The sequence below is a fragment of the Rhodococcus sp. NPDC057297 genome, from assembly GCF_042667435.1.
In the GTDB taxonomy this organism is placed as follows: Bacteria; Actinomycetota; Actinomycetes; order Mycobacteriales; family Mycobacteriaceae; genus Rhodococcoides.
Window position 1 is genome coordinate 353356 of record NZ_JBHUZE010000004.1, and the last position, 20572, is coordinate 373927.

Annotated in this window: 23 protein-coding genes and 6 tRNA genes; 17 read left to right on the top strand and 12 right to left on the bottom strand. The window is 65.2% G+C overall.

Annotated elements, in window-relative coordinates; genetic code table 11:
- Nucleotides 1-5: 5 nt before the first annotated feature.
- Complete coding sequence (locus ACFULT_RS15095) at nucleotides 6-1571, bottom strand: alpha/beta hydrolase (protein WP_378481814.1); 1566 nt, start codon at nucleotides 1569-1571, stop codon at nucleotides 6-8.
- A gap of 129 nt (nucleotides 1572-1700) precedes the next feature.
- Nucleotides 1701-2492 carry a pyrimidine reductase family protein gene (locus ACFULT_RS15100; protein ID WP_094721712.1) on the bottom strand — a complete coding sequence of 264 codons (792 nt, stop codon included), beginning with the start codon at nucleotides 2490-2492 and terminating at the stop codon, nucleotides 1701-1703.
- Between the two features lie 34 nt (nucleotides 2493-2526).
- On the opposite strand from ACFULT_RS15100, the gene zapE reads away from it, so the two are divergent.
- The gene (zapE, locus tag ACFULT_RS15105; RefSeq protein ID WP_037113075.1) at nucleotides 2527-3543 is read left to right on the top strand and encodes a cell division protein ZapE; all 1017 of its coding nucleotides are present in this window, start codon (nucleotides 2527-2529) and stop codon (nucleotides 3541-3543) included.
- A gap of 2 nt (nucleotides 3544-3545) precedes the next feature.
- On the opposite strand, the gene ACFULT_RS15110 is transcribed toward zapE, so the two are convergent.
- From ACFULT_RS15110 to ACFULT_RS15150, 9 genes are all read right to left on the bottom strand, one after another.
- Nucleotides 3546-4076: a GNAT family N-acetyltransferase gene (locus ACFULT_RS15110; protein ID WP_037113077.1), complete on the bottom strand. Its 531-nt coding sequence runs from the start codon at nucleotides 4074-4076 to the stop codon at nucleotides 3546-3548.
- Nucleotides 4073-4345 (bottom strand): hypothetical protein, encoded by a 273-nt coding sequence (locus tag ACFULT_RS15115; RefSeq protein ID WP_037113079.1) that lies wholly within the window; start codon nucleotides 4343-4345, stop codon nucleotides 4073-4075. Before ACFULT_RS15115 ends, ACFULT_RS15110 begins: the two co-directional genes overlap by 4 nt.
- A gap of 60 nt (nucleotides 4346-4405) precedes the next feature.
- Nucleotides 4406-5062 carry an alpha/beta family hydrolase gene (locus tag ACFULT_RS15120; RefSeq protein WP_094721711.1) on the bottom strand — a complete coding sequence of 219 codons (657 nt, stop codon included), beginning with the start codon at nucleotides 5060-5062 and terminating at the stop codon, nucleotides 4406-4408.
- Nucleotides 5055-5291 (bottom strand): hypothetical protein, encoded by a 237-nt coding sequence (locus ACFULT_RS15125; RefSeq protein WP_037113082.1) that lies wholly within the window; start codon nucleotides 5289-5291, stop codon nucleotides 5055-5057. The genes ACFULT_RS15120 and ACFULT_RS15125 overlap by 8 nt, the downstream gene beginning before the upstream one ends.
- A 122-nt stretch (nucleotides 5292-5413) precedes the next feature.
- Nucleotides 5414-5488: transfer RNA gene (locus ACFULT_RS15130), tRNA-Val, on the bottom strand.
- Nucleotides 5489-5509: 21 nt separating this feature from the next.
- A tRNA-Gly gene (locus ACFULT_RS15135) sits at nucleotides 5510-5581 on the bottom strand.
- Nucleotides 5582-5688: 107 nt separating this feature from the next.
- Nucleotides 5689-5763, bottom strand: a tRNA-Val gene (locus ACFULT_RS15140).
- Between the two features lie 40 nt (nucleotides 5764-5803).
- A tRNA-Cys gene (locus ACFULT_RS15145) sits at nucleotides 5804-5874 on the bottom strand.
- Nucleotides 5875-5958: 84 nt separating this feature from the next.
- A tRNA-Gly gene (locus ACFULT_RS15150) sits at nucleotides 5959-6030 on the bottom strand.
- Nucleotides 6031-6284: 254 nt separating this feature from the next.
- Between ACFULT_RS15150 and ACFULT_RS15155 the strand changes: the two genes are divergently transcribed.
- The 9 genes from ACFULT_RS15155 to pdxS all read left to right on the top strand — a co-directional run bounded on the left by ACFULT_RS15155 (nucleotide 6285) and on the right by pdxS (nucleotide 14463).
- A tRNA-Val gene (locus ACFULT_RS15155) sits at nucleotides 6285-6356 on the top strand.
- A gap of 129 nt (nucleotides 6357-6485) precedes the next feature.
- The gene (locus ACFULT_RS15160; protein ID WP_176460110.1) at nucleotides 6486-6878 is read left to right on the top strand and encodes a TIGR02611 family protein; all 393 of its coding nucleotides are present in this window, start codon (nucleotides 6486-6488) and stop codon (nucleotides 6876-6878) included.
- Nucleotides 6879-7070: 192 nt separating this feature from the next.
- Nucleotides 7071-9092: a threonine--tRNA ligase gene (gene thrS / locus ACFULT_RS15165; RefSeq protein ID WP_371828899.1), complete on the top strand. Its 2022-nt coding sequence runs from the start codon at nucleotides 7071-7073 to the stop codon at nucleotides 9090-9092.
- Between the two features lie 2 nt (nucleotides 9093-9094).
- On the top strand, nucleotides 9095-9637 hold the full coding sequence (locus ACFULT_RS15170; RefSeq protein WP_037113086.1) for an HIT domain-containing protein: 543 nt from the start codon (nucleotides 9095-9097) through the stop codon (nucleotides 9635-9637).
- A 25-nt stretch (nucleotides 9638-9662) separates the two neighbouring features.
- Complete coding sequence (pgsA, locus tag ACFULT_RS15175) at nucleotides 9663-10349, top strand: phosphatidylinositol phosphate synthase (RefSeq protein WP_094721709.1); 687 nt, start codon at nucleotides 9663-9665, stop codon at nucleotides 10347-10349.
- On the top strand, nucleotides 10346-11251 hold the full coding sequence (locus ACFULT_RS15180) for a phosphatidylinositol mannoside acyltransferase (protein ID WP_378481815.1): 906 nt from the start codon (nucleotides 10346-10348) through the stop codon (nucleotides 11249-11251). The genes pgsA and ACFULT_RS15180 overlap by 4 nt, the downstream gene beginning before the upstream one ends.
- The gene (locus ACFULT_RS15185; protein WP_094721707.1) at nucleotides 11248-12372 is read left to right on the top strand and encodes a glycosyltransferase family 4 protein; all 1125 of its coding nucleotides are present in this window, start codon (nucleotides 11248-11250) and stop codon (nucleotides 12370-12372) included. Before ACFULT_RS15180 ends, ACFULT_RS15185 begins: the two co-directional genes overlap by 4 nt.
- Nucleotides 12372-13397 (top strand): NUDIX hydrolase, encoded by a 1026-nt coding sequence (locus ACFULT_RS15190; RefSeq protein WP_094721706.1) that lies wholly within the window; start codon nucleotides 12372-12374, stop codon nucleotides 13395-13397. The genes ACFULT_RS15185 and ACFULT_RS15190 overlap by 1 nt, the downstream gene beginning before the upstream one ends.
- A 118-nt stretch (nucleotides 13398-13515) precedes the next feature.
- Complete coding sequence (pdxS, locus tag ACFULT_RS15195) at nucleotides 13516-14463, top strand: pyridoxal 5'-phosphate synthase lyase subunit PdxS (RefSeq protein WP_052059556.1); 948 nt, start codon at nucleotides 13516-13518, stop codon at nucleotides 14461-14463.
- 4 nt (nucleotides 14464-14467) lie between these two features.
- Here pdxS and ACFULT_RS15200 read toward each other — a convergent pair whose 3' ends face one another.
- Entirely contained in the window at nucleotides 14468-15034 is a 567-nt protein-coding gene (locus ACFULT_RS15200; protein ID WP_037113407.1) for a hypothetical protein, read from the bottom strand.
- A gap of 121 nt (nucleotides 15035-15155) precedes the next feature.
- On the opposite strand from ACFULT_RS15200, the gene ACFULT_RS15205 reads away from it, so the two are divergent.
- The 7 genes from ACFULT_RS15205 (at nucleotide 15156) to yajC (ending at nucleotide 20430) form a co-directional block, all read left to right on the top strand.
- The gene (locus tag ACFULT_RS15205) at nucleotides 15156-16007 is read left to right on the top strand and encodes an acyl-CoA thioesterase II (protein WP_037113094.1); all 852 of its coding nucleotides are present in this window, start codon (nucleotides 15156-15158) and stop codon (nucleotides 16005-16007) included.
- Nucleotides 16004-16606 (top strand): pyridoxal 5'-phosphate synthase glutaminase subunit PdxT, encoded by a 603-nt coding sequence (pdxT, locus tag ACFULT_RS15210; RefSeq protein WP_037113095.1) that lies wholly within the window; start codon nucleotides 16004-16006, stop codon nucleotides 16604-16606. Before ACFULT_RS15205 ends, pdxT begins: the two co-directional genes overlap by 4 nt.
- Nucleotides 16607-16707: 101 nt before the next feature.
- On the top strand, nucleotides 16708-17463 hold the full coding sequence (locus ACFULT_RS15215) for a YebC/PmpR family DNA-binding transcriptional regulator (RefSeq protein ID WP_019663995.1): 756 nt from the start codon (nucleotides 16708-16710) through the stop codon (nucleotides 17461-17463).
- 92 nt (nucleotides 17464-17555) lie between these two features.
- Nucleotides 17556-18185, top strand: coding sequence for a crossover junction endodeoxyribonuclease RuvC (ruvC, locus tag ACFULT_RS15220; RefSeq protein ID WP_037113096.1), 630 nt, complete (start codon nucleotides 17556-17558; stop codon nucleotides 18183-18185).
- A complete protein-coding gene (gene ruvA / locus ACFULT_RS15225) occupies nucleotides 18182-18790 on the top strand; it encodes a Holliday junction branch migration protein RuvA (RefSeq protein WP_037113097.1) in 609 nt (202 codons plus the stop codon). The genes ruvC and ruvA overlap by 4 nt, the downstream gene beginning before the upstream one ends.
- Nucleotides 18787-19863 (top strand): Holliday junction branch migration DNA helicase RuvB, encoded by a 1077-nt coding sequence (gene ruvB, locus ACFULT_RS15230; protein WP_037113098.1) that lies wholly within the window; start codon nucleotides 18787-18789, stop codon nucleotides 19861-19863. The genes ruvA and ruvB overlap by 4 nt, the downstream gene beginning before the upstream one ends.
- A 150-nt stretch (nucleotides 19864-20013) precedes the next feature.
- A complete protein-coding gene (yajC, locus tag ACFULT_RS15235) occupies nucleotides 20014-20430 on the top strand; it encodes a preprotein translocase subunit YajC (protein WP_037113099.1) in 417 nt (138 codons plus the stop codon).
- The last annotated feature ends 142 nt before the right edge of the window (nucleotides 20431-20572 follow it).

Below are 20572 nucleotides of genomic sequence, written 5' to 3' on the forward strand. Positions count from 1 at the left end.
GCGTGTCATGCAGGGCACACGCTGCCGTCCGGCGGCAGTGCTGCGTCGGCGACGTAGCCGGCAACCGCGGACTGAGCACACGCCGAACCACCTACCGTGGGGTGACCCGCGCCCTGCCATGTCATCGACGCCGCCTGCGTACCCGTCGTCGCGATCATTCCGGAGACTGCAGCGAAACCGCCGTTGCCGACGACGGGATCCGCGGCGCCGCTGAGCAACAACACCGGAATCGGTAGTTCCGAGGGCAGCGGCGCTGCGGGTGCCGTCGGCCAGGATGCACACGTGAGTGAGGCCAGAGCAGCATCGGTGCCGAAGACGGGATACAGCTCGGACCACGATCCGGTGGCGTCACGCACCGCCTGGGGCGACGGCCACTGCTGTCCGTCGGTGCAGCGGGCGACGAACTGTCCGTCCGTGCCGTAGGCGTCGGCGGCTCGATCGGCCAACTCGGTCAGGGCTGCGGTGTCACCGGCACGTGCCGAGGACAGCGTGTTCGACAGTGTGAGCGCGCGCTGCGTCGGATCGCCTGCCGACGATGCCAGGGCGTAGGCGATTCCGTCGAGCAGCGCGTGGGTGGACAGCGGCCTCAGCCCTCCCGATCGTGCACGCTGCACCAGGTCGGCAACGGCCGCTCGTGGATCGGGGCCGAGTGAACAGTCGAGCGCGATGCATCGCTCGGCGAAGGCGGTGAAGGCAGATTCGCGACCCTGCGTCTTCTGCTCGGCCACGGTCATCTGATCCGCGCCGAGTCCGGTGGGCGAGTCGAGTACGAGTCGGGAGAGGCGGTCGGGGTACTGCGCAGCGAACGCCAGTGCCGTCGATGCACCGTTTCCGGTGCCGATGAGTCCGATGCTGTCGACGCCCCAGGTGAGCCGCAGTCGCTCCAGGTCGTCCGCTGCATACGACGTCGCGAAGGCCAGTTCCTGTGGTTGCAGGAGGTCGGTGCATTCGATGGTCGCGTCCCGGCCTGCGTCGACGGCTCGATCGACCGCGTCACTGCCCCCTCCGGCGAACTGCCCGAGGTCCGCAAGAGCTGCGCGGGCGTCGAACTTGGTGCAGTCCACCGCCGTGGATCGGCCGATACCGCGTCGGTCTACCGCGACCACGGGATTGGTCGCCAGAAGGGTCGCGCCTTGACCTGCTGCCATGTCGGCAAGCGTCTCGATCGACGCGCGGTCCGCCCCTGACGTCAGCACCATCGGGGGAGCGTCGGCAGGCGTCCGATCCAGACGGGCACGCAGTGCACCGACGGAGAAGGACCCGAACATCTCACCCGACGCGTCGACGGGCGCTTCGAAATCCGCGCACTCGAGGATCAGGCCGGGAGTACGGGGTGCGTAGCCGTACCGGCCGAGGGTGTCCGACGTGCAGTCACGCCAGGACAGATCCGTCACCGGAACCTGCAGTGCAGGAGGCTCCGGCGCGGGGTCCGCCGATTCGGTGTCGGCGGGCTGTCCCGGTGAGTTCTGCTCGACCGCCACGTCGGGCCGACCGGACGGCCCGGCCCCGCACGCGGCCGCGAACAGCGACAGACACACGACGAACACCAGCAACGATCGATTCTGCGTCACGCTGCGAGGCTATCTAGTTCCCGCACCAGGCGGTCGGCGACCCATCCGACCGGGCGGTCGGCGACCCATCCGACCGGGCGGTCGGCGACCCATCCGACCGGGCGGTCGGCGACCCATCCGACCGGGCGGTCAGTGTTCGGTTCGGTGCTTGACCCACCTGGTCAGCAGCGTGCCGTCGTCGTCGGCGACGACATGCGCCCTCGTCATGCGCCGGACCGCGCCGGATGCGGAATGCGAGATCCTGCCGGCAGACCCCGCCACGAGAAGCGGCGACACCGTGAGGCAGACGTCGTCCACGGCGTCGTCGGCGATCAGCTGGCCGAACAGTCCCGGGCCGCCCTCGCACAGCACGCGGTGAAGACCGAGGCCGTCCAGCGCGCCGATCAGGTCGACGGTCGTCACGGTAGTCTCACCCGCCTCGACGATCCTGGCTCCGGCGTCGGACAACACCTTCTTGTTGTCGGCGGACGCGGTTGCCGTGGTCACGACGATCGGCGCGACGGTGGTGTCGGTGAACACTCGCGCGTCGGGGTCGAGTTCGGCGGAGGCCGTCACGACCACGACCGGGGGGAGTTCGTCCAACCCGCGGTCGACGCGCGCCTGGCGGGTCTCGTCGGGCAGAGAGACACCGCCGTAGTTCTCGGCGCGAACGGTTCCGGCGCCGACGAGGACCGCGTCGGTCAGGGACCGTAGGACGGCGAAGACTGCCTGGTCGGCGGGGGTCCCGAGACCGGCGGACACTCCGTCGGCCGTCACTGCTCCGTCGATGCTGGCCACGAAGTTCGCCCGAATCCACGGGCGCCTGGGTCGAGGGGGATAGGCGTACAGGCGCGACAGGTCGGCCTCGTCCAGCCGACCCTTCGCAACGCGTGACACATCGCTCTCGGATGTGAAGTAGGTCGCAATATCCAGTAGCTGCATAAGGTAGATAACACCACGTCGCTACGCTCGTTCAATGCCTGCACGTCTTGTCGATCGAAACCCCGTCGTTCCATCCGATCAGTTGATCGCTCAAATGGTTCCGCCGGCCATGTTCGACGACGTCAGCTTCTCGTCGTACATTCCCGATCCGAACGAGCCCAGCCAGGCCGAGGCGGTCGCGAAGGCCGAGGCGTTCGCGCAGAAGGTCACCAAGATCCGCGGGAAGGGTGGCAAGCGCGGCCTGTTCGGCAAGAAGACCCCGGCAACCGGTGCGGGTCTGTACCTGGACGGCGGGTTCGGCGTCGGCAAGACCCACCTGTTGGCGTCGATCTTCCACAGCGTGCCCGAGCCCAAGGCGTTCGGAACGTTCGTGGAGCTGACGCATGTGGTCGGGGCGCTCGGCTTCAACCAGGCACTCGATCAGCTGTCGAACCACAGTGTCCTGTGCATCGACGAGTTCGAGCTCGACGACCCGGGTGACACCATGCTGGTGTCCCGTCTGCTGTCGGAGCTCTCCGCGCGTGGAGTGTCCATCGTCGCGACGTCGAACACTCTGCCCGGTCAGCTCGGCGAGGGCCGATTCGCTGCCGAGGACTTCATGCGCGAGATCAAGAAGCTCGGGTCGATCTTCGAGTCGATTCGTGTCGACGGTCCCGACTACCGGCACCGCGATCTTCCGCCTGCTCCCGATCCCACCTCGGAGTCCGAACTGGTCGAGCGCGCGAACCAGGTCGAGGGCGCAACCCTCGACGATTTCGACGAGCTGCTCGCTCATCTGAGCACGTTGCACCCGTCGCGGTACGGCAAGTTGCTCGACGGCGTCGAGGCGGTGTTCTGGAAGAACGTGCACCCCGCTGCCGATCAGGCGGTGGCACTCCGGCTTGTCGTGTTGGCCGACCGCCTGTACGACGCGAGCATCCCGGTGACAGCGTCCGGCGGAAAGCTCGACGAGATATTCACCGAAGAGATGTTGGCAGGCGGGTATCGCAAGAAGTACCTGCGTGCCACCTCGCGCTTGCTCGCGCTGTCTCGTTTCGCAGCCGTCGGCTGACGTCAGAGAACTCGTTCGAACACGAAATCGTCGTGCACCTCGGCGCCGACGGTGAACGTCTTGGTACCGACACGGTGGAACCCGTGCTTGGCGTAGTACCGCTGAGCTCGGGCGTTCTGCTGGTTCACGCCCAACCAGATTCCGGCGCAGCCGAACTCGATCGCCAGTTGCACTGTCGCCGCCATCAGTGCCGCCGAGACCTCACTCCCGTGATGACCCGGTAGGACGTACATCTTGGACAGTTCCATCGTCGGCGAAGTCGACAGGACCGCGGAGATCGACGGGTCGGCCGGCTCGCCGCGGATCAGCATGGCGTACCCGACGATCGAGTCGTTCTCGCGCGCAGCGAGAATCGTTCGATCCGGGTCGTCCAGGTAGTCGGCGAACCGTTCGTGCGAGAGCACCTCGCCGACGAAGGCCTCGATCGACTCCTTGGTCGACCCGGGTGGACACGCCAGAGGAAACGTCACAGCCGCGACGTCGGCAAGTTGTTCGGCCTCCCAGATTCCGGCTCGGCCCACGGTCACGGTCACAGTCGATCCACCGCCTCTTTGGCTTCACGCAGCGGCAGCCCGGTGCGGGACCGCAGAAGTTTGATCGCTGCGAGCGAGTTCCCCTCGTGTTTGAGCGTTCGAAGGGTCGGTTCGATGTCGGCCCACAGGACCGCCGTCGACGCGAGTGGCGCCGAGGATGCCGTCGATTCCGTGCGCGTGCCCGGTCGCTTTCGAGCCAGCAGCCACGCAGCCAGAACTGCCGCGTCGATCAGGACGAGGGCAACGACGAACCATCCCCAGGTGGGCATGAGACAAGTAGAACATTCGAGCAGTTTCGTGCCGCACGGGGACTCGCCGGTGGGCGAATGTCAGACGATCCCGAGCAAACGTGACGCGTGCTCGAACGATCGCTCTGCGACGCGGTGCTTGGCCGCGGACAGATCGTGGCCTGCACCGTCGATCTCGAGAAATTCCGTCGGGGCGGGAATCGTCGCGATAGCCTGCCTCAGCTCGTCGGGTGTGCCGAATGGATCCTTCGTGCCTGAGACGAACACGGTGGGAATGTGTATCCCAGGCAGGTGCGCAGTACGTGCCTTCTCGGGTTTTCCCGGCGGATGCAGGGGATAGGACAACAGCAGCGCACCGACGGCCGAGAGTCCCTCAGACACCGTCATCGATGCCTGGCGGCCTCCATAGGAGTGCCCTCCCACCACGAGAGGCGCCGCGGTGACGCTGCCGAGGTGATCGACTGCGCGCGCCACACTTTCCCGATCGGCCGCGGACTTCGACGGATGCGGGGGGCCGGACGGCTTCGCCTGACGGAACGCGAGATCGAACCGTAGAACGGTCACCCCGTGCGCGGACCACGCGGTGGCGACGTCGACGAGAAACTTGGCCGTGCAGTCACTACCGGCCCCGTGTGTCAGTGCGAGTGCAGCCACCTCGGGCCCGTCGGCGCGATGAAGATACCCACGCACTCCGTCGACACCGAGTACTTCGTACGTGTCGGTGGGCGCCTCAGGCATCCGGTGTCGAGTCCTCCTTCAGGCCGCCGTCGTCGTCGACCATGTCGGCGAATGCCGTCCCGGATACCATGCCGTCCGTTCCGGGCAGCGTGACTGTCGGCCGTGCTCCGGGTTCGTACTGGGCGTCGATCTCCGCCGCGTCGGACTTCGCCTTCTCCTCCGTGCTCGGGTCCGCGGTCGTTGCGACACCTTCGGCGCCGGTGTCTGCCTCGTTCGTACGGTCGGCCATCGGTGGCTTCCTTCCGGTCGGGGATGTCCCTCCAGAGTGCACGTGTATGACGTGAATCACCACCCCCGGCGCCACCGACTACGAAAATGCCCCTCAGCTCGAGGCTGAAGGGCATTCTCGGATGGTGCGCGATACTGGGATTGAACCAGTGACCTCTTCCGTGTCAGGGAAGCGCTCTCCCGCTGAGCTAATCGCGCAAGCGAACATCGAAACAAACGAGCGGATGACGGGATTCGAACCCGCGACCCTCACCTTGGCAAGGTGATGCGCTACCACTGCGCCACATCCGCATGTGCATCACGCGCCGAATTTCGCACAATTCTGCGGGTGATGCGGTGAAACACCCGACATTTCGTCGGACGAAAAGAACCCCGGCACAAGACCGGGGTTCTTCGCGTGGTGCGCGATACTGGGATTGAACCAGTGACCTCTTCCGTGTCAGGGAAGCGCTCTCCCGCTGAGCTAATCGCGCAGGTACTTGCATCGAAGGCAGTTGCCTCCAACACGATGCGAGGTGGAGACGGGAATCGAACCCGTGTGCACGGCTTTGCAGGCCGTTGCCTCACCACTCGGCCACTCCACCATGGGCCAGGCGTTCTCTCGATTGCCCTTGATCCGAATCGACATCGAATCATGCCGGTTCGGCCCTGAGATTGTTCCAGCCTCGAGCGGATGACGGGATTCGAACCCGCGACCCTCACCTTGGCAAGGTGATGCGCTACCACTGCGCCACATCCGCATGCCCCGCGGAACCGTTACCGTCTCCGTGGTGCGGTGAAAACACTAGACCAACTTCTGGCGAACTCACAAATCGCCTCGTCAGTGCCACTGTCGGCTGCCCGAGTGGCGTCACGAGCGGGTCGGGTGCGAGCGTCGAAACAGGGGAAGGGTGTGCGCGGAACGCTCGACGAACAGGGCGATTCGGGGAACCTGCGAGACACATGTTAATGTTCTGCCTCGTTCGAGAGGCGTGCATCGCGATCGAACGAAGACGGTCCCGTGGCTCAGTGGAAGAGCGTCCGCTTCACACGCGGAAGGTCGCTGGTTCGATCCCAGCCGGGACCACAGAATTCGGTCACGGCGAAAGCCCCACGCGTCCAGCGTGGGGCTTTCGCCGTTTCACGCCGGTAACCTGATGCGGTGACTGCAGACGATCGCGCCGAAACAACCCACGACGACGGCGTATTCGACCGGGTGTCGGAACGGCGACGCCAGTTCCGCGCCAAGATCAGAGCCAATCCCACTCTCGATCTCGCGTACCGGATCACTGTCGGCGTGGTCGGCCTGATCGTCTTGGGGTTGGGAATCCTGGCGATTCCGTATCCGGGCCCCGGGTGGCTGATCGTCTTCGCGGGCCTCGGCATTCTCGCGTCGGAATTCACCTGGGCGCACCGACTCCTGAAGTTCGCGCGCAAGCACTACGACCGTTTCATGGAGTGGTTCTCGCACCAGTCCGTGTTCGTCAAAGGGCTCGGGGTTCTGCTCACGACGGCCTTCGTGCTGGTGACGCTGTGGTTGCTCGGCACGTTTTCGCTCGTCGGCGGATGGTTCGGTCTCGACTGGAGCTGGTTGTCCAGTCCACTGTGACGATCCGTCCACGATTCGACTGTGACGACGCGTCCGCGATGTGACGGCGAACGTGCACCCGACAGCCGATAGGCTGTCCTCGGTCTCACCGACCGCCAGTATCCACTTTTGCCGGGATCTTCCCTGCGAGGATCGACCAAGGAGTACATCGCCGTGACCACGCCCGTAACCGCCGTCTCGCCCGCCCGCATCATGGTGCCGGCCGGAACGACTGCCGGAACGGCACTTCGGGACACGGGCTTGCCCAACAAGGGACCTGACGCGATCGTCGTCGTGCGTGACGCCGACGGCAAACTTCGCGATCTGTCCTGGGCTCCCGACGGTGATGCCGAGGTCGAGCCGGTAGCCGCGAACACCGAGGACGGCCGCAGTGTCATCAGGCATTCCGCCGCGCACGTGCTGGCGCAGGCGGTCCAGGACCTGTTTCCCAGTGCGAAGCTGGGCATCGGCCCGTTCATCAAGGACGGCTTCTACTACGACTTCGATGTCGAGCAGCCGTTCACTCCTGAGGACCTGACCGCTCTCGAGAAGAAGATGAAGCAGATCGTGAAGGCCGGTCAGCGATTCTCGCGTCGCGTCTACGACTCGATCGAACAGGCCCGCGAGGAACTGGCGAACGAGCCCTACAAGCTGGAATTGGTCAACGACAAGTCCGGTATAGACGATCCCGAGATCATGGAGGTCGGTGGCGGCGAGCTGACCGCGTACGACAATCTGAATCCGCGGACGGGAGATCGAATCTGGGGCGACCTGTGCCGCGGCCCCCACATTCCGACCACCAAGTACATCCCCGCGTTCAAACTGACCCGCAGTTCCGCGGCCTACTGGCGCGGCAATCAGGACAACGCCGGACTGCAGCGCATCTACGGAACCGCGTGGGAATCGTCCGAAGCTCTCGAGCGCCACCTGGAGCTGCTGGCCGAGGCGGAGCGCCGCGACCACCGCAAGCTCGGGTCGGAGCTCGACCTCTTCAGCTTCCCGGACGAGCTGGGATCCGGGCTCCCGGTGTTCCACCCCAAGGGCGGAATCATCAGGAACGAGCTGGAGAACTACTCCCGGCAGCGGCACATCGAAGAGGGGTACGACTTCGTCAACACCCCGCACATCACCAAGGGGCATCTGTACGAGGTGTCCGGTCACCTGGACTGGTATCGCGACGGGATGTTCCCGGCCATGCATCTCGACGCCGAGCTCGACGAGAACGGTGCTGTGCGCAAACCCGGCCAGGACTACTACCTCAAGCCGATGAACTGCCCGATGCACAACCTGATCTTCCGGTCGCGGGGGCGCTCGTATCGGGAGCTTCCCCTGCGCTTGTTCGAGTTCGGGACCGTGTACCGCTACGAGAAGTCCGGAGTGATCCACGGACTCACCCGCGTTCGAGGACTGACCCAGGACGACGCCCACATCTTCTGTACCCGTGCGCAGATGCGCGACGAATTGACCACGACGCTCGAATTCGTGCTCGGTCTGCTGAAGGACTACGGCCTCGACGACTTCTATCTCGAGCTGTCCACCCGCAACCCGGACAAGTCGGTCGGCAGCGACGAAGCGTGGGAGGAAGCGACCAACACGCTGGCCGAGGTGGCAGCCGCTTCCGGTCTCGATCTGGTTCCCGATCCGGGTGGCGCGGCGTTCTACGGCCCGAAGATCTCGGTTCAGGCCAAGGATGCGCTGGGTAGGACATGGCAGATGTCCACCATCCAGCTCGATTTCAACCTGCCCGAACGCTTCGAGCTCGAGTACACCGCAACCGGGGGAAGCAAGGAACGCCCGGTGATGATTCACCGAGCATTGTTCGGCTCGATCGAGCGGTTCTTCGGTGTACTCACCGAGCACTACGCGGGTGCGTTCCCGGCGTGGCTGTCCCCAGTTCAGGTCGTCGGTATCCCGGTGGCAGAGGTGCATCAGGATCATCTGTTCGCCGTGGTGGCCGAACTGAAGAAGCGTGGAATCCGGGCCGAGGTCGATGCGTCGGACGACCGCATGCAGAAGAAGATCTTCAACCAGACCGCGCAGAAGGTGCCGTTCATGCTCCTCGCCGGCGAACGCGACGTCGAAGCCGGAGCAGTCAGCTTCCGGTTCCGCGACGGCACTCAGGTCAACGGAGTTTCTACCGACCGTGCTGTCGAGTTGATCGCGGACTGGATCAGCTCACGCAACAATGCATCTCCCACCGCAACCCTCGTCGCCGAGACCTCAGGAGTGAGCTGACCATGCCCGACAAGGACGCGGCGATCGTCGACACCGGCTTCGGTGACCCCGACCGACTCCAACGTCTGTGGACGCCGCACCGCATGTCGTACATCACCGAAGCTCCCGGTGCGACGAGCAAGTCGAGCGAGCCGTTCTCGGACATCCCGAAGATGACCGACGAGGACGGTCTCGTGGTCGCGCGAGGCGAGCAGGTGTACGCGGTGCTCAATCTGTACCCGTACAACCCGGGCCACACGATGGTCGTTCCGTATCGACGCGTCGCTGCGTTGGAGGACCTGACGCCTGCCGAGAGCGCCGAGCTCATGTCCTTCACTCAGCACGTCATCAAAACGATCAAACGCGTGTCGAACCCGCACGGTTTCAACGTCGGCCTCAACCTGGGTGCGGCGGCCGGGGGATCGCTTGCGGAACATCTGCACCAGCACATCGTTCCCCGATGGGGCGGCGACGCGAATTTCATCACGGTCGTCGGCGGAGCGAAGGTCATGCCGCAGCTGCTGCGTGACACGCGCGCGCTGTTGGCGTCGGCCTGGGCCGAATGAACACACGTCGAAAGGGGGGTTCGCGGTGCTGAGCATTCTGGGTAGGACTCCGATGTCCAAGGTGACGGCACCGCTCGGGCGAGCGCTCAACGCCACCGGGCTGACTCCCAATTCGGTCACGCTGATCGGCACCGTCGTGACAGTGGCTGCGGCAGTGACGATGTTCCCGGCCGGGTACCTCTTCTGGGGCACGATGGTGATCACGCTGTTCGTGCTGTTCGACATGCTCGACGGTGCGATGGCGCGCGCACGCGGGGGAGGAACGAAGTACGGCGCGGTACTCGACGCGACGTGTGACCGTGTCGCGGACGGCGCGATTTTCGCCGGCCTGGCCTGGTGGGCGGTCTACAGCGAGCAAGACAAGCTTCTGCTGATCGCCACGCTCGTGTGCCTGGTGACATCGCAGGTCATCTCCTATGCGAAGGCGCGAGCGGAAGCGAGTGGCCTGTCGGCCGACGGTGGATGGATCGAACGGCCCGACCGCTTGGTCATCGTTCTCGTCGGCGCCGGACTGACCGGGATCGGTCGTCACTACGACGTCCCCTGGCTCGACAGCCTCATCTATCCGGCGATGTGGGTTCTCGCAGTGCTCAGTGCGGTCACCGTGTTTCAACGGGTACTCGCCGTGCGCCGCTCCGAGGGCGCCCGCGACATCATCAGCAAGGAATCCTCGCCCACGCCCGACGGCGACACGAAGACCGATACGCCGTGACGCTCGGCGAGCGCGTCGGCGACGCAGGGTACGCCGCGGGCTGGCGGCTCGTGCGATCGCTCCCGGCCGGACTGGCGACCAAGCTGTTCGACGCGGGAGCGGATGTTGCGGCTCGGCGAGGTGGCGGCCCGGTCCAATTACGTCGAAACCTGGCGCGCGTGCTGGGAACGACAGCGGATCAGGTGCCCGACGAACTTATCCGAGCGTCGCTGCGCTCGTACGCCCGATACTGGCGAGAGGCGTTCCGACTTCCGTCGATGGACCTGGACGCGTTGGCGGCCTCGCTCGATTCCAGTATTCACGGCCAGGAGCACCTGAACGCCGCGCTCAACGACGGTCGAGGTGCCGTTCTCGCGCTACCGCACAGCGGGAACTGGGACATGGCAGGAGTATGGCTGGCTCGAACCCACGGCACCTTCGCGACCGTCGCGGAACGGTTGAAACCCGAGTCGCTCTACCAGCGGTTCGTCGCCTACCGGGAGAGCCTCGGTTTCGAGATCTTCCCGCTCAGCGGAGGAGAGGTGCCACCGTTCGCAGCCCTGTCCGACCGTCTGCGGCAGAACAAGGTCGTCTGCCTGCTGAGCGAACGCGATCTGGCGAGGCACGGTGTGCCCGTCACGTTCTTCGGAGAACCGACACGAATGGCAGCGGGACCTGCCCGCCTCGCGATCGACACAGGTGCGCACTTGCTGCCGGTCCACTGCTACTTCGACGGAGATGCCTGGGGCTTCTCCATCTCACCGCGCATCGACGTGGGCGAGGGAGTCGAGACCGCCACCCAGAAGCTCGCCGACCGCTTCGCGGACAACATCGCGGCGTACCCCGCTGACTGGCACATGCTCCAACCTCTGTGGATGGACGACCTGTCCGATTCCAGGCGAGCACGGATCGAGGGCACGTGAAGATCGGGATGGTCTGTCCGTACTCCTTCGACGTGCCGGGTGGCGTTCAGGCACACGTGCAGCAACTCGCCGAGGTGTTCATCGAACGCGGTCACCGAGTGAGCGTCCTCGCACCGGCGTCCGAGGACACCGAACTACCCGACTTCGTCGTCTCCGCCGGTGAAGCCCTTGCCATTCCGTACAACGGTTCGGTGGCGCGGCTTCGATTCGGGCCGGTCACGTACTCTCGTATCCGAAAATGGATCGCCGAGAACGACTTCGACGTCCTGCACATCCACGAGCCGAATGCCCCGAGCCTGTCGATGCTGGCACTCAAGGCCGCCGACGGCCCGATAGTTGCAACGTTCCACACCTCCACCACGAAGTCGTTGGTGCTCAGTACCTTTCAAGGTGTTCTGCGGCCGTACCACGAAAAGATCAGCGGACGGATCGCGGTATCCGAACTCGCTCGCAGGTGGCAGGTCGAAGCGCTCGGCAGCGACGCCGTCGAAATCCCCAACGGCGTCGACGTCCCCGCGTTTCGCCGCGCACCGCTGCTTCCCGGATACCCCCGAGCCGGAGGTACAGTACTGTTCCTCGGCCGCTTCGACGAACCCCGCAAGGGGATGGCGGTCCTGATGCGCGCACTCCCGACACTGGTCGAGCGGCACCCCGACGTGGAAGTGCTCGTCGTGGGACGCGGAGACGAGGACAGACTACGAAAAGAAGCGGGCGCGGCGGCGTCGCACATCCGGTTTCTCGGGCAGGTCGACGACGAGGAGAAGGCGTCGGCGATGCGGAGCGCCGACGTGTACTGCGCCCCGAACCTCGGCGGCGAGAGCTTCGGGATCGTGCTCGTCGAGGCGATGGCGTCGGGGACCGCGGTCGTGGCCAGCGAGCTCGACGCGTTCCGGCGGGTTCTTCGCGACGGTACCGCCGGTCTGCTGGTGCCGATCGACGACGATGTCGCGTTGGCAGACGCTGTCGACTCGGTGCTGTCCTCGGACGACATCAGGGACAGAGTCGTGCAGGCGGCGACTCGTGCTGTCGCCGAATACGATTGGCCCGTCGTGGCGGAGCAGATCATGCGGGTGTACGAGACGGTGACAGTCGGGGGTCAGAAAGTGCGAGCGGCGAGCTGATGACACTGTCCGCGTTGACGATTCTGATCGTCGGCCTCGTCGCGGTCTTGGTCCTCGTGGTCGGGCTGTGGGCGTATGCGACGGCCAATCGGCTCGATCGGCTGCACGTACGATCCGACCTGTCGTGGCAGTCACTCGATTCCGCCCTGGCGCGTCGTGCGGTGGTGGCCAGAGCCGTGGCGTCGGCGACCAGAGCACAGTTGGAGCACAGCCGGCGACTGGCGGCACTCGCCGACGCCGCCGAACGGGCCGACCGCGCACATCGGGAGGCGGCCGAGAACGCGGTGTCGGTGGCGTTGGCCACGCTCGACCCCGACGATCTGCCCCCGCAGCTGGTGGCCGAGCTAGCCGACGCCGAGGCGCGGGTCTTGATCGCACGTAGGTTCCACAACGACGCGGTGCGAGACACGTTGGCGCTGCGCACGACTGCGGCTGTTCGTGCGCTGCACCTGGGCGGAACCGCGCCTCTGCCGACATACTTCGAAATCGCCGAGCGGTCTGCTGCCGATACCTTCGGGTCCGAGGGTCGAGCGGTGCAGCGCACGTCGGCGAGAGTCGTTCTCGTCGACGAACGGGGACGAGTACTGCTGCTGCGTGGCCACGACCCGACGGTTCCCGACGTCTACTTCTGGTTCACCATCGGCGGCGCGGTCGAGCCCGGCGAGAATCTTCGGGAGGCCGCGGTTCGCGAGGTACGGGAGGAGACCGGACTGGGTGTCGCATCGACCGAGCTGAAGGGGCCGATGTGGCGGCGTGTCGCGACGTTCCCGTTCAACGGAGTGCTCCTGCGGTCCGAGGAGCTGTTCTTCGCGCTGAGGACTCAGGAGTTCGAGCCCGAACATTCGGGATTCACCGACTTCGAACGGCGAACGGTGACGGGCCACAAGTGGTGCACCGAGGACGACATCAGGTCACTCGCGGCGACCGGTGAAACGGTGTATCCGCAGGATCTCGCCGAACTGCTCGACGAGGTCAACATCGTGCTCGCGCGCAGAACAGAACCGGACGTACGCGCCATCCGCTGAGGCCGTCGGACACAGCAGGACGAAACGCTCCGACAGGGGGTCCAGCAATTCTCCACTGGCTATGGGAACGAAAGCCAGTTCGGTCTACTGTCGGGCACGCCTCGACCGAGGCCGTCCCGTGTTCCCACAGCTGCAGGAGAGTCCTTTGAGTACGCCCATCGTTCCGGCATCAGACGTCGAAGACAACGGCCGGGGGACAGCACGCGTCAAGCGCGGCATGGCCGAAATGCTCAAGGGCGGCGTCATCATGGACGTGGTGACCGCCGATCAGGCCAAGATCGCCGAGGATGCAGGCGCCGTGGCGGTCATGGCACTCGAACGCGTTCCCGCGGACATCCGCGCGCAGGGTGGTGTGTCGCGGATGAGCGATCCGGACATGATCGACAGCATCATCGCCGCCGTGTCCATTCCCGTCATGGCGAAGGCAAGGATCGGGCACTTCGTCGAAGCGCAGATCCTGCAGAGTCTCGGCGTCGACTACGTCGACGAATCGGAGGTGCTGACCCCGGCGGACTACGCGAACCACATCGACAAGTGGAACTTCACGGTCCCGTTCGTCTGTGGCGCGACCAACCTCGGCGAAGCGCTGCGTCGAATCACCGAAGGCGCGGCGATGATCCGGTCCAAGGGCGAGGCCGGAACAGGCGACGTGTCCAACGCGACCACGCACATGCGCAAGATCCGCGATGAGATTCGCCGGTTGACGTCGTTGCCCGAGGATGAGCTGTATGTCGCCGCGAAGGAGCTTCAGGCGCCCTACGACCTTGTTGTCGAAGTTGCTCGTGCCGGCAAGCTGCCCGTGACACTGTTCACGGCCGGCGGCATCGCGACTCCGGCGGACGCTGCGATGATGATGCAGCTCGGCGCCGAGGGCGTCTTCGTCGGATCCGGAATCTTCAAGTCCGGCAACCCCAAGGAGCGCGCCGAGGCGATCGTCAAGGCAACGACCTTCCACGACGATCCCGACGTCCTCGCCAAGGTCTCGCGTGGGCTGGGTGAGGCCATGGTGGGAATCAACGTCGACGATCTTCCGGTTGCTCACCGTTTGGCCGAACGCGGCTGGTGACGTCTCAGGCCTGGAGTATCGCGGGCCTGTTCGGGTGATCCCAGCGGACCACCACGTCCGCGGTCGGTGCACCGGCGTAGAACTCGAGCAGCGGCGCAACAGTCCACGCGTCGGCCTCCGGGGTCCGACGCCGCATGGTGGCTTCGCTGATCTTCAGGTGCACCGTCACCGCGACATCGGGAATCCGGCCGAGGGTCATCGGACCGGCGATCAGCAGAACATGATCGGGAGCCGCGTCGACGAGGCTCGCTCTCGCGGACCGATCGGCCGACTCGTCCCACAGCCGAGGGAGGAATGTCCCTCGGCCTCCGGCGCGCATCGGTGCAACGATCTCCCGCTCCACTGCAGCGAAGTCGAACCAGGCTGTGCGGTAGGTCGATTCGTCGGTCCGAGAGTACTCGAACCTCAGTGAGGCAGGCCGCACGTAATCGTGGAGATCGATCACGTCACAATGCCGTCCGGACGCGCCGACGAGGTCACGGACCGACCCGGCGAATTCGACCGGACGAGCGGCGTCCACGCCGTCGATGACACCGATTGCGCGGCAGCCGTTCGGAATTCGGTCGGCCACTGCCTGGGCGAGTAGTTCCGGAAAAATCGGCACAGGCGTCGGCAGGTCGCGGTTCGGCACCGGTTCATCTTGCCTGTCTCCGCGCTTGTTAGCCTTCACCAGCAGCGACGAGAGGTGAACAATGGCCAGTATCGAGGACATTCTCGAATTGGAACGTATCGAGAACGACATCTTCCGTGGTCGAACCTTCCCGAGCATGTTGCAGCGGACGTTCGGCGGGCAGGTCGCCGGGCAGGCTCTGGTGTCGGCCGTGAACACGGTCGGCGAGGACTACCGCGTGCACTCGTTGCACGGCTACTTCATCCGCCCCGGCAAGCCCACGGAGCCGACCGTCTACATGGTCGATCGAATCCGTGACGGCAGGTCCTTCTGTACCCGCCGCGTCACCGGAATTCAGGACGGCAAGGCGATCTTCACCATGTCCGCGTCGTTCCATGTCGACGACGACGGCATCTCGCACCAGGACACCATGCCCCGCGTCGTAGATCCGGAGACCCTGCCGGACCCGCGCACACTCCCGGAGTTCGACAATTCGTTCTACGAGGAGTGGAAGGAATGGGATATCCGCAGAGTCCCGGACGAGCAGACCGAGAAATACGCGAGCCTCGCCGCCCAGCAGCGGGTGTGGTTCCGTTACCGCGACCGTCTGCCGGACAACCAGGTGTTCCACGTCTGCGCGCTCGCGTACATGTCCGACATGACCCTGATCGGTTCGGCGAAAGTTCCGCACCCGGGGGTGGCGACTCAGACGGCGTCACTCGACCACGCGTTGTGGTTCCTGCGCCCGTTTCGTGCCGACGAGTGGCTTCTCTACGACCAGACGTCGCCGTCCGCCGACTTCGGGCGGGCTCTGGCCCAGGGCCGAATCTTCGACCGGCAGGGGCGCATGGTCGCTGCCGTCGTGCAGGAGGGCTTGATGCGCTTCGAGCGTGACCAGTCGAAATCGGCTACTGATTCGTTCAAGCCCACGTGAGCGGGCCCAGGATCGGCGTCCTCGCGTTGCAGGGTGATGTCCGAGAACACCTCGCTGCTCTGAGTGCCAGCGGCGCCGATGCAGTCGCGGTTCGGCGGCCGGCGGAACTGGGTGCCGTCGACGGACTCGTCGTTCCTGGCGGTGAATCGACGACGATGAGCAGGCTTCTGACGGTCTTCGAACTGCTCGAACCGCTGCGTGCCCGGCTGCGTGACGGGCTGCCCGCATACGGATCGTGTGCGGGCATGATCATGTTGGCGAGCGAAGTTCTCGATACCAGAGAGGACGCCCAGCATCTGGATGCCCTCGACATCACCGTGCGGCGCAATGCCTTCGGTCGTCAGGTCGACTCCTTCGAAACCGATCTCGAGTTCGCCGGACTCGAGGGTGACCTCATGCGGGCCGTGTTCATTCGAGCGCCGTGGGTGGAACGCGTCGGCGACGGTGTCGAGGTCCTCGCCACGGTTCCCGACGGCCCTGCGGCGGGGCGCGTCGTCGCAGTGCGTCAGGGCCGGGTCATGGCAACCAGCTTTCATCCCGAGGTCACCGGGGACCGCCGCGTGCACGGCCTCTTCGTCGACCTCGTGCGCGAGCTCTGAGCCGCGACGTCGGCAGGTCCATCGACGTGTACGGAATCGGTGCGGCTGAAGCACGCGTAAACTACGAACACTTGTTGTAAGTACGAAAGGGGCTCCATCGCATGAGCGGCCACTCCAAATGGGCCACCACCAAGCACAAGAAGGCGGTGATCGACGCCAAGCGTGGCAAGTCGTTCGCCAAACTCATCAAGAACATCGAGGTGGCGGCCCGCACCGGTGGTGGCGATCCCACGGGTAATCCGACGCTGTTCGACGCTATCCAGAAGGCGAAGAAGACGTCGGTTCCCAACGACAACATCGAGCGTGCGCGCAAGCGTGGCGCGGGCGAAGAAGCCGGCGGCGCAGACTGGCAGACCATCATGTACGAGGGCTACGGACCCAACGGTGTGGCGGTGCTCATCGAGTGCCTCACCGACAACCGTAACCGCGCTGCGGGTGAGGTCCGAGTGGCGATGACCCGCAACGGCGGCAACATGGCGGACCCAGGATCGGTGTCGTACCTGTTCTCGCGCAAGGGTCTGGTGACGTTGGAGAAGAACGGTCAGTCCGAGGACGACGTTCTGATGGCGGTTCTCGACGCCGGAGCCGAGGAAGTCACCGACAACGGTGACACCTTCGAGATCGTCAGTGAGCCAACCGATCTTGTCGCGGTCCGGACGGCGCTGCAGGAGGCCGGGATCGACTACGACTCGGCCGAGGCCAGCTTCCAGGCGTCGGTCAGCGTTCCCGTCGACGTCGACGGCGCACGCAAGGTGTTCAAGTTGATCGACGCGCTCGAGGACAGCGACGACGTTCAGAACGTCTACTCCAACGTCGAACTGTCCGACGAGGTTCTCGCGCAACTCGACGAGGACTGACCCGTCGGAGGCCGGTCGGGTGTCGCACACGCCCGCTCGGCCTGCCCTCCGCTACGCTATCGAACAACAGTTCGTAAGCGGAAGGTGAACACGTGCGAGTGATGGGCGTCGACCCAGGCTTGACCCGGTGCGGGTTGAGTTTGATCGAGGGCGGTTCGGGGCGCAGTGTCATCGCATTGGACGTCGATGTCGTGCGTACTCCGGCGGACATGGATCTGGCGCAGCGGTTGCTCCGAATCTCCGAGGCCGCGGAGTACTGGCTCGATACTCACAAGCCTGACGTCGTCGCCGTCGAGCGCGTGTTCGCGCAACACAACGTGCGCACCGCGATGGGCACGGCGCAAGCCGGGGGAGTGATCGCGCTTGCCGCAGCCCGCCGAGGTATCGACGTCTGCTTCCACACTCCCAGCGAGGTGAAAGCCGCGGTCACCGGCAACGGTAGTGCGGACAAAGCGCAGGTCACAGCCATGGTCATGCGGATTCTCGGACTGCAGACCGCCCCTACTCCCGCCGACGCGGCCGATGCTCTCGCTCTGGGTATCTGTCACTGCTGGCGCGCGCCGATGATCGCGAGGATGGCGAAGGCCGAGGCGATGGCCAAGGAACAGCGGCGCAAGTACGAGGTACGGCTGGCCGAGGAGCGTAGAGCACGGGCAGCCGCGGCGAAGAAGAGCGCCCGAGCCGTAGCGGCTCGGGCTGTCGGAGAGGCGGGCGTCGGATGATCGCATCCATCCGCGGGGAAGTACTGGACATCGCGCTCGACCACGCAGTCCTCGAAGCGTCCGGGGTCGGCTATCGAGTCAACGCGACACCCTCGACACTTGCGTCGTTGACTCGGGGAGCCGAGTCGAGACTGCTGACGACCATGATCGTCCGCGAGGACTCGATGACCCTCTACGGGTTCTCGGACACCGAGTCACGGGACCTGTTCGTACTGTTGCTGACGGTGTCCGGTGTCGGGCCTCGTATCGCGATGGCCACCCTCGCCGTGCTCGATCCGGCGGCATTGCGGACCGCGTTGGCGGACGGCAACGTCACCGCGTTGACGCGTGTACCCGGAATCGGAAAACGCGGTGCCGAGCGGATGGTCGTCGAACTGCGGGACAAGGTCGACGCCATCGTCGGTGGAGGGGGAGCGTCCGCGACGCCGACCGCAGGCGCGAGCGGCGGCGCAGTGCACGACCAAATCGTCGAAGCCCTCACCGGACTCGGGTTCGCGGTCAAACAAGCCGAGGACGCGACAACATCTGTGCTGGCCGCTCAGCCCGATGCGTCGACGTCGGCTGCTCTACGCTCCGCGCTCGCGTACCTGGGTAAGACGAGATGACCGACGACGCCGACCTCGAGGAGTCGCAGGTGACTGCCGAGGTCACCGCGGACGACGTCGACGTCGAGACCAGTCTGCGTCCGAAATCGCTGACGGACTTCATCGGTCAGCCGCGAGTGCGCGAGCAACTCCAACTCGTCCTGACCGGTGCGAAGCTTCGTGGCGGCACACCCGATCACATCCTGATGTCGGGCCCACCCGGACTCGGCAAGACATCGATGGCGATGATCATCGCCCAGGAACTGGGTACGTCGCTGCGGCTGACGTCGGGGCCTGCGCTCGAACGGGCAGGTGATCTCGCCGCCATGCTCAGCAACCTCGTCGAGGGCGACGTTCTGTTCATCGACGAGATCCACCGCATCGCGCGCCCGGCGGAGGAAATGCTGTACCTCGCCATGGAGGACTTTCGAGTCGACGTTGTGGTGGGCAAGGGGCCGGGCGCAACCTCGATTCCACTCGAAGTCGCGCCGTTCACACTGGTCGGAGCCACCACCCGATCGGGCGCTCTGACCGGACCGCTGCGGGATCGCTTCGGTTTCGTCGCGCACATGGATTTCTACGAACCCGAGGAACTTCAGCGGATACTCGTGCGCTCGGCAGGCATCCTCGGCGTACCGATCGACGCGGCAGGATGCGCCGAGATCGCCGGACGCTCGCGCGGCACCCCTCGTATCGCCAACCGTCTGCTTCGCCGTGTGCGTGACTACGCCGAGGTGCGCGGGGACGGCACCGTGACCAAACAGACGGCGCAGGAAGCACTCGTCGTGTACGACGTCGACCAGTTGGGTCTCGACAGGCTGGACCGTGCAGTTCTCAGCGCACTGATCAGGAGTTTCGGCGGCGGGCCCGTCGGGGTGTCGACACTCGCAGTCGCCGTCGGCGAGGAACCGTCGACGGTCGAAGAGGTCTGCGAACCGTTCCTGGTCCGCGCGGGCATGGTCGCACGGACTCCCCGGGGACGGGTCGCGACCGCCGCAGCGTGGCAGCATCTCGGTCTCGTACCGCCGCCGGACCTCGCCATCGGCGGCATTTCCGTCCGGACGAACGAAGCTCAGCAGGGATTATTCGAATAATTGCGCGGCAAAGCTCAGGAGCCGGACAAGTCGGCGGTGAGGTAATGGCACACTGGACCCGACGCACGGCACTTCGACGGTGAGCGACGAACTCTCTGTCGGACGCCGACACGACAAGAACAACGACACCTCTTAGGACTGACGTAGAAGATGGAACTGCTATTTCCGCTGCTGATCGTGGCGCTGCTCGTACCGATGTTCCTCAACGTGCGCAAGCAGAAGAAGGTCCTCGCCGACACCCAGGCTCTGCAGGACTCGCTGAAGGTCGGTGACGAGGTCGTGACGACCGCAGGCCTCTACGCCCGCGTCGCATTGGTGGAAGAAGACACCGTCGACCTCGAGATCGCCGACGGCATCATCACCACTTGGTCGCGGGCAGTCGTCCGTGAGGTTCTCCCACCGGAGACCGACGACGAGTTCGACAATCATCCAGGCGACGCGATCACCGCACCCGACGACCTGTCCGGTGTGGAGGGCGCAGGTCCGTCGCTCGACAAGACCGTCTCGTCGCAGCCCTCCGCCGACGAAACCGTGGAACAGAGCACGCGTCGCCTCGACAAGGAGTGACTTCGCGATGATCGCAGCCGCTGTCGGACACGGTCCGGCAGCGGTTTCGCGTGCGAGGGTCCAGGCGTCCGGTATGCCCTGAACCTCCCGCGAGTTACTTTTCGTCACTCACCCTCAAACGCCAAGAGGAGAATCACACACC

Excerpts from the sequence above, each read along its gene's own strand:
- ACFULT_RS15100 (WP_094721712.1), bottom strand. The coding sequence starts at position 2,492 with ATGCAGCTACTGGATATTGCGACCTACTTCACATCCGAGAGCGATGTG.
- zapE (WP_037113075.1), top strand. The coding sequence starts at position 2,527 with ATGCCTGCACGTCTTGTCGATCGAAACCCCGTCGTTCCATCCGATCAG.
- ACFULT_RS15115 (WP_037113079.1), bottom strand. The coding sequence starts at position 4,345 with ATGCCCACCTGGGGATGGTTCGTCGTTGCCCTCGTCCTGATCGACGCG.
- ACFULT_RS15120 (WP_094721711.1), bottom strand. The coding sequence starts at position 5,062 with ATGCCTGAGGCGCCCACCGACACGTACGAAGTACTCGGTGTCGACGGA.
- ACFULT_RS15125 (WP_037113082.1), bottom strand. The coding sequence starts at position 5,291 with ATGGCCGACCGTACGAACGAGGCAGACACCGGCGCCGAAGGTGTCGCA.
- thrS (WP_371828899.1), top strand. The coding sequence starts at position 7,071 with ATGGTGCCGGCCGGAACGACTGCCGGAACGGCACTTCGGGACACGGGC.
- ACFULT_RS15170 (WP_037113086.1), top strand. The coding sequence starts at position 9,095 with ATGCCCGACAAGGACGCGGCGATCGTCGACACCGGCTTCGGTGACCCC.
- ACFULT_RS15190 (WP_094721706.1), top strand. The coding sequence starts at position 12,372 with ATGACACTGTCCGCGTTGACGATTCTGATCGTCGGCCTCGTCGCGGTC.
- ACFULT_RS15205 (WP_037113094.1), top strand. The coding sequence starts at position 15,156 with ATGGCCAGTATCGAGGACATTCTCGAATTGGAACGTATCGAGAACGAC.
- ACFULT_RS15215 (WP_019663995.1), top strand. The coding sequence starts at position 16,708 with ATGAGCGGCCACTCCAAATGGGCCACCACCAAGCACAAGAAGGCGGTG.
- ruvA (WP_037113097.1), top strand. The coding sequence starts at position 18,182 with ATGATCGCATCCATCCGCGGGGAAGTACTGGACATCGCGCTCGACCAC.
- ruvB (WP_037113098.1), top strand. The coding sequence starts at position 18,787 with ATGACCGACGACGCCGACCTCGAGGAGTCGCAGGTGACTGCCGAGGTC.
- yajC (WP_037113099.1), top strand. The coding sequence starts at position 20,014 with ATGGAACTGCTATTTCCGCTGCTGATCGTGGCGCTGCTCGTACCGATG.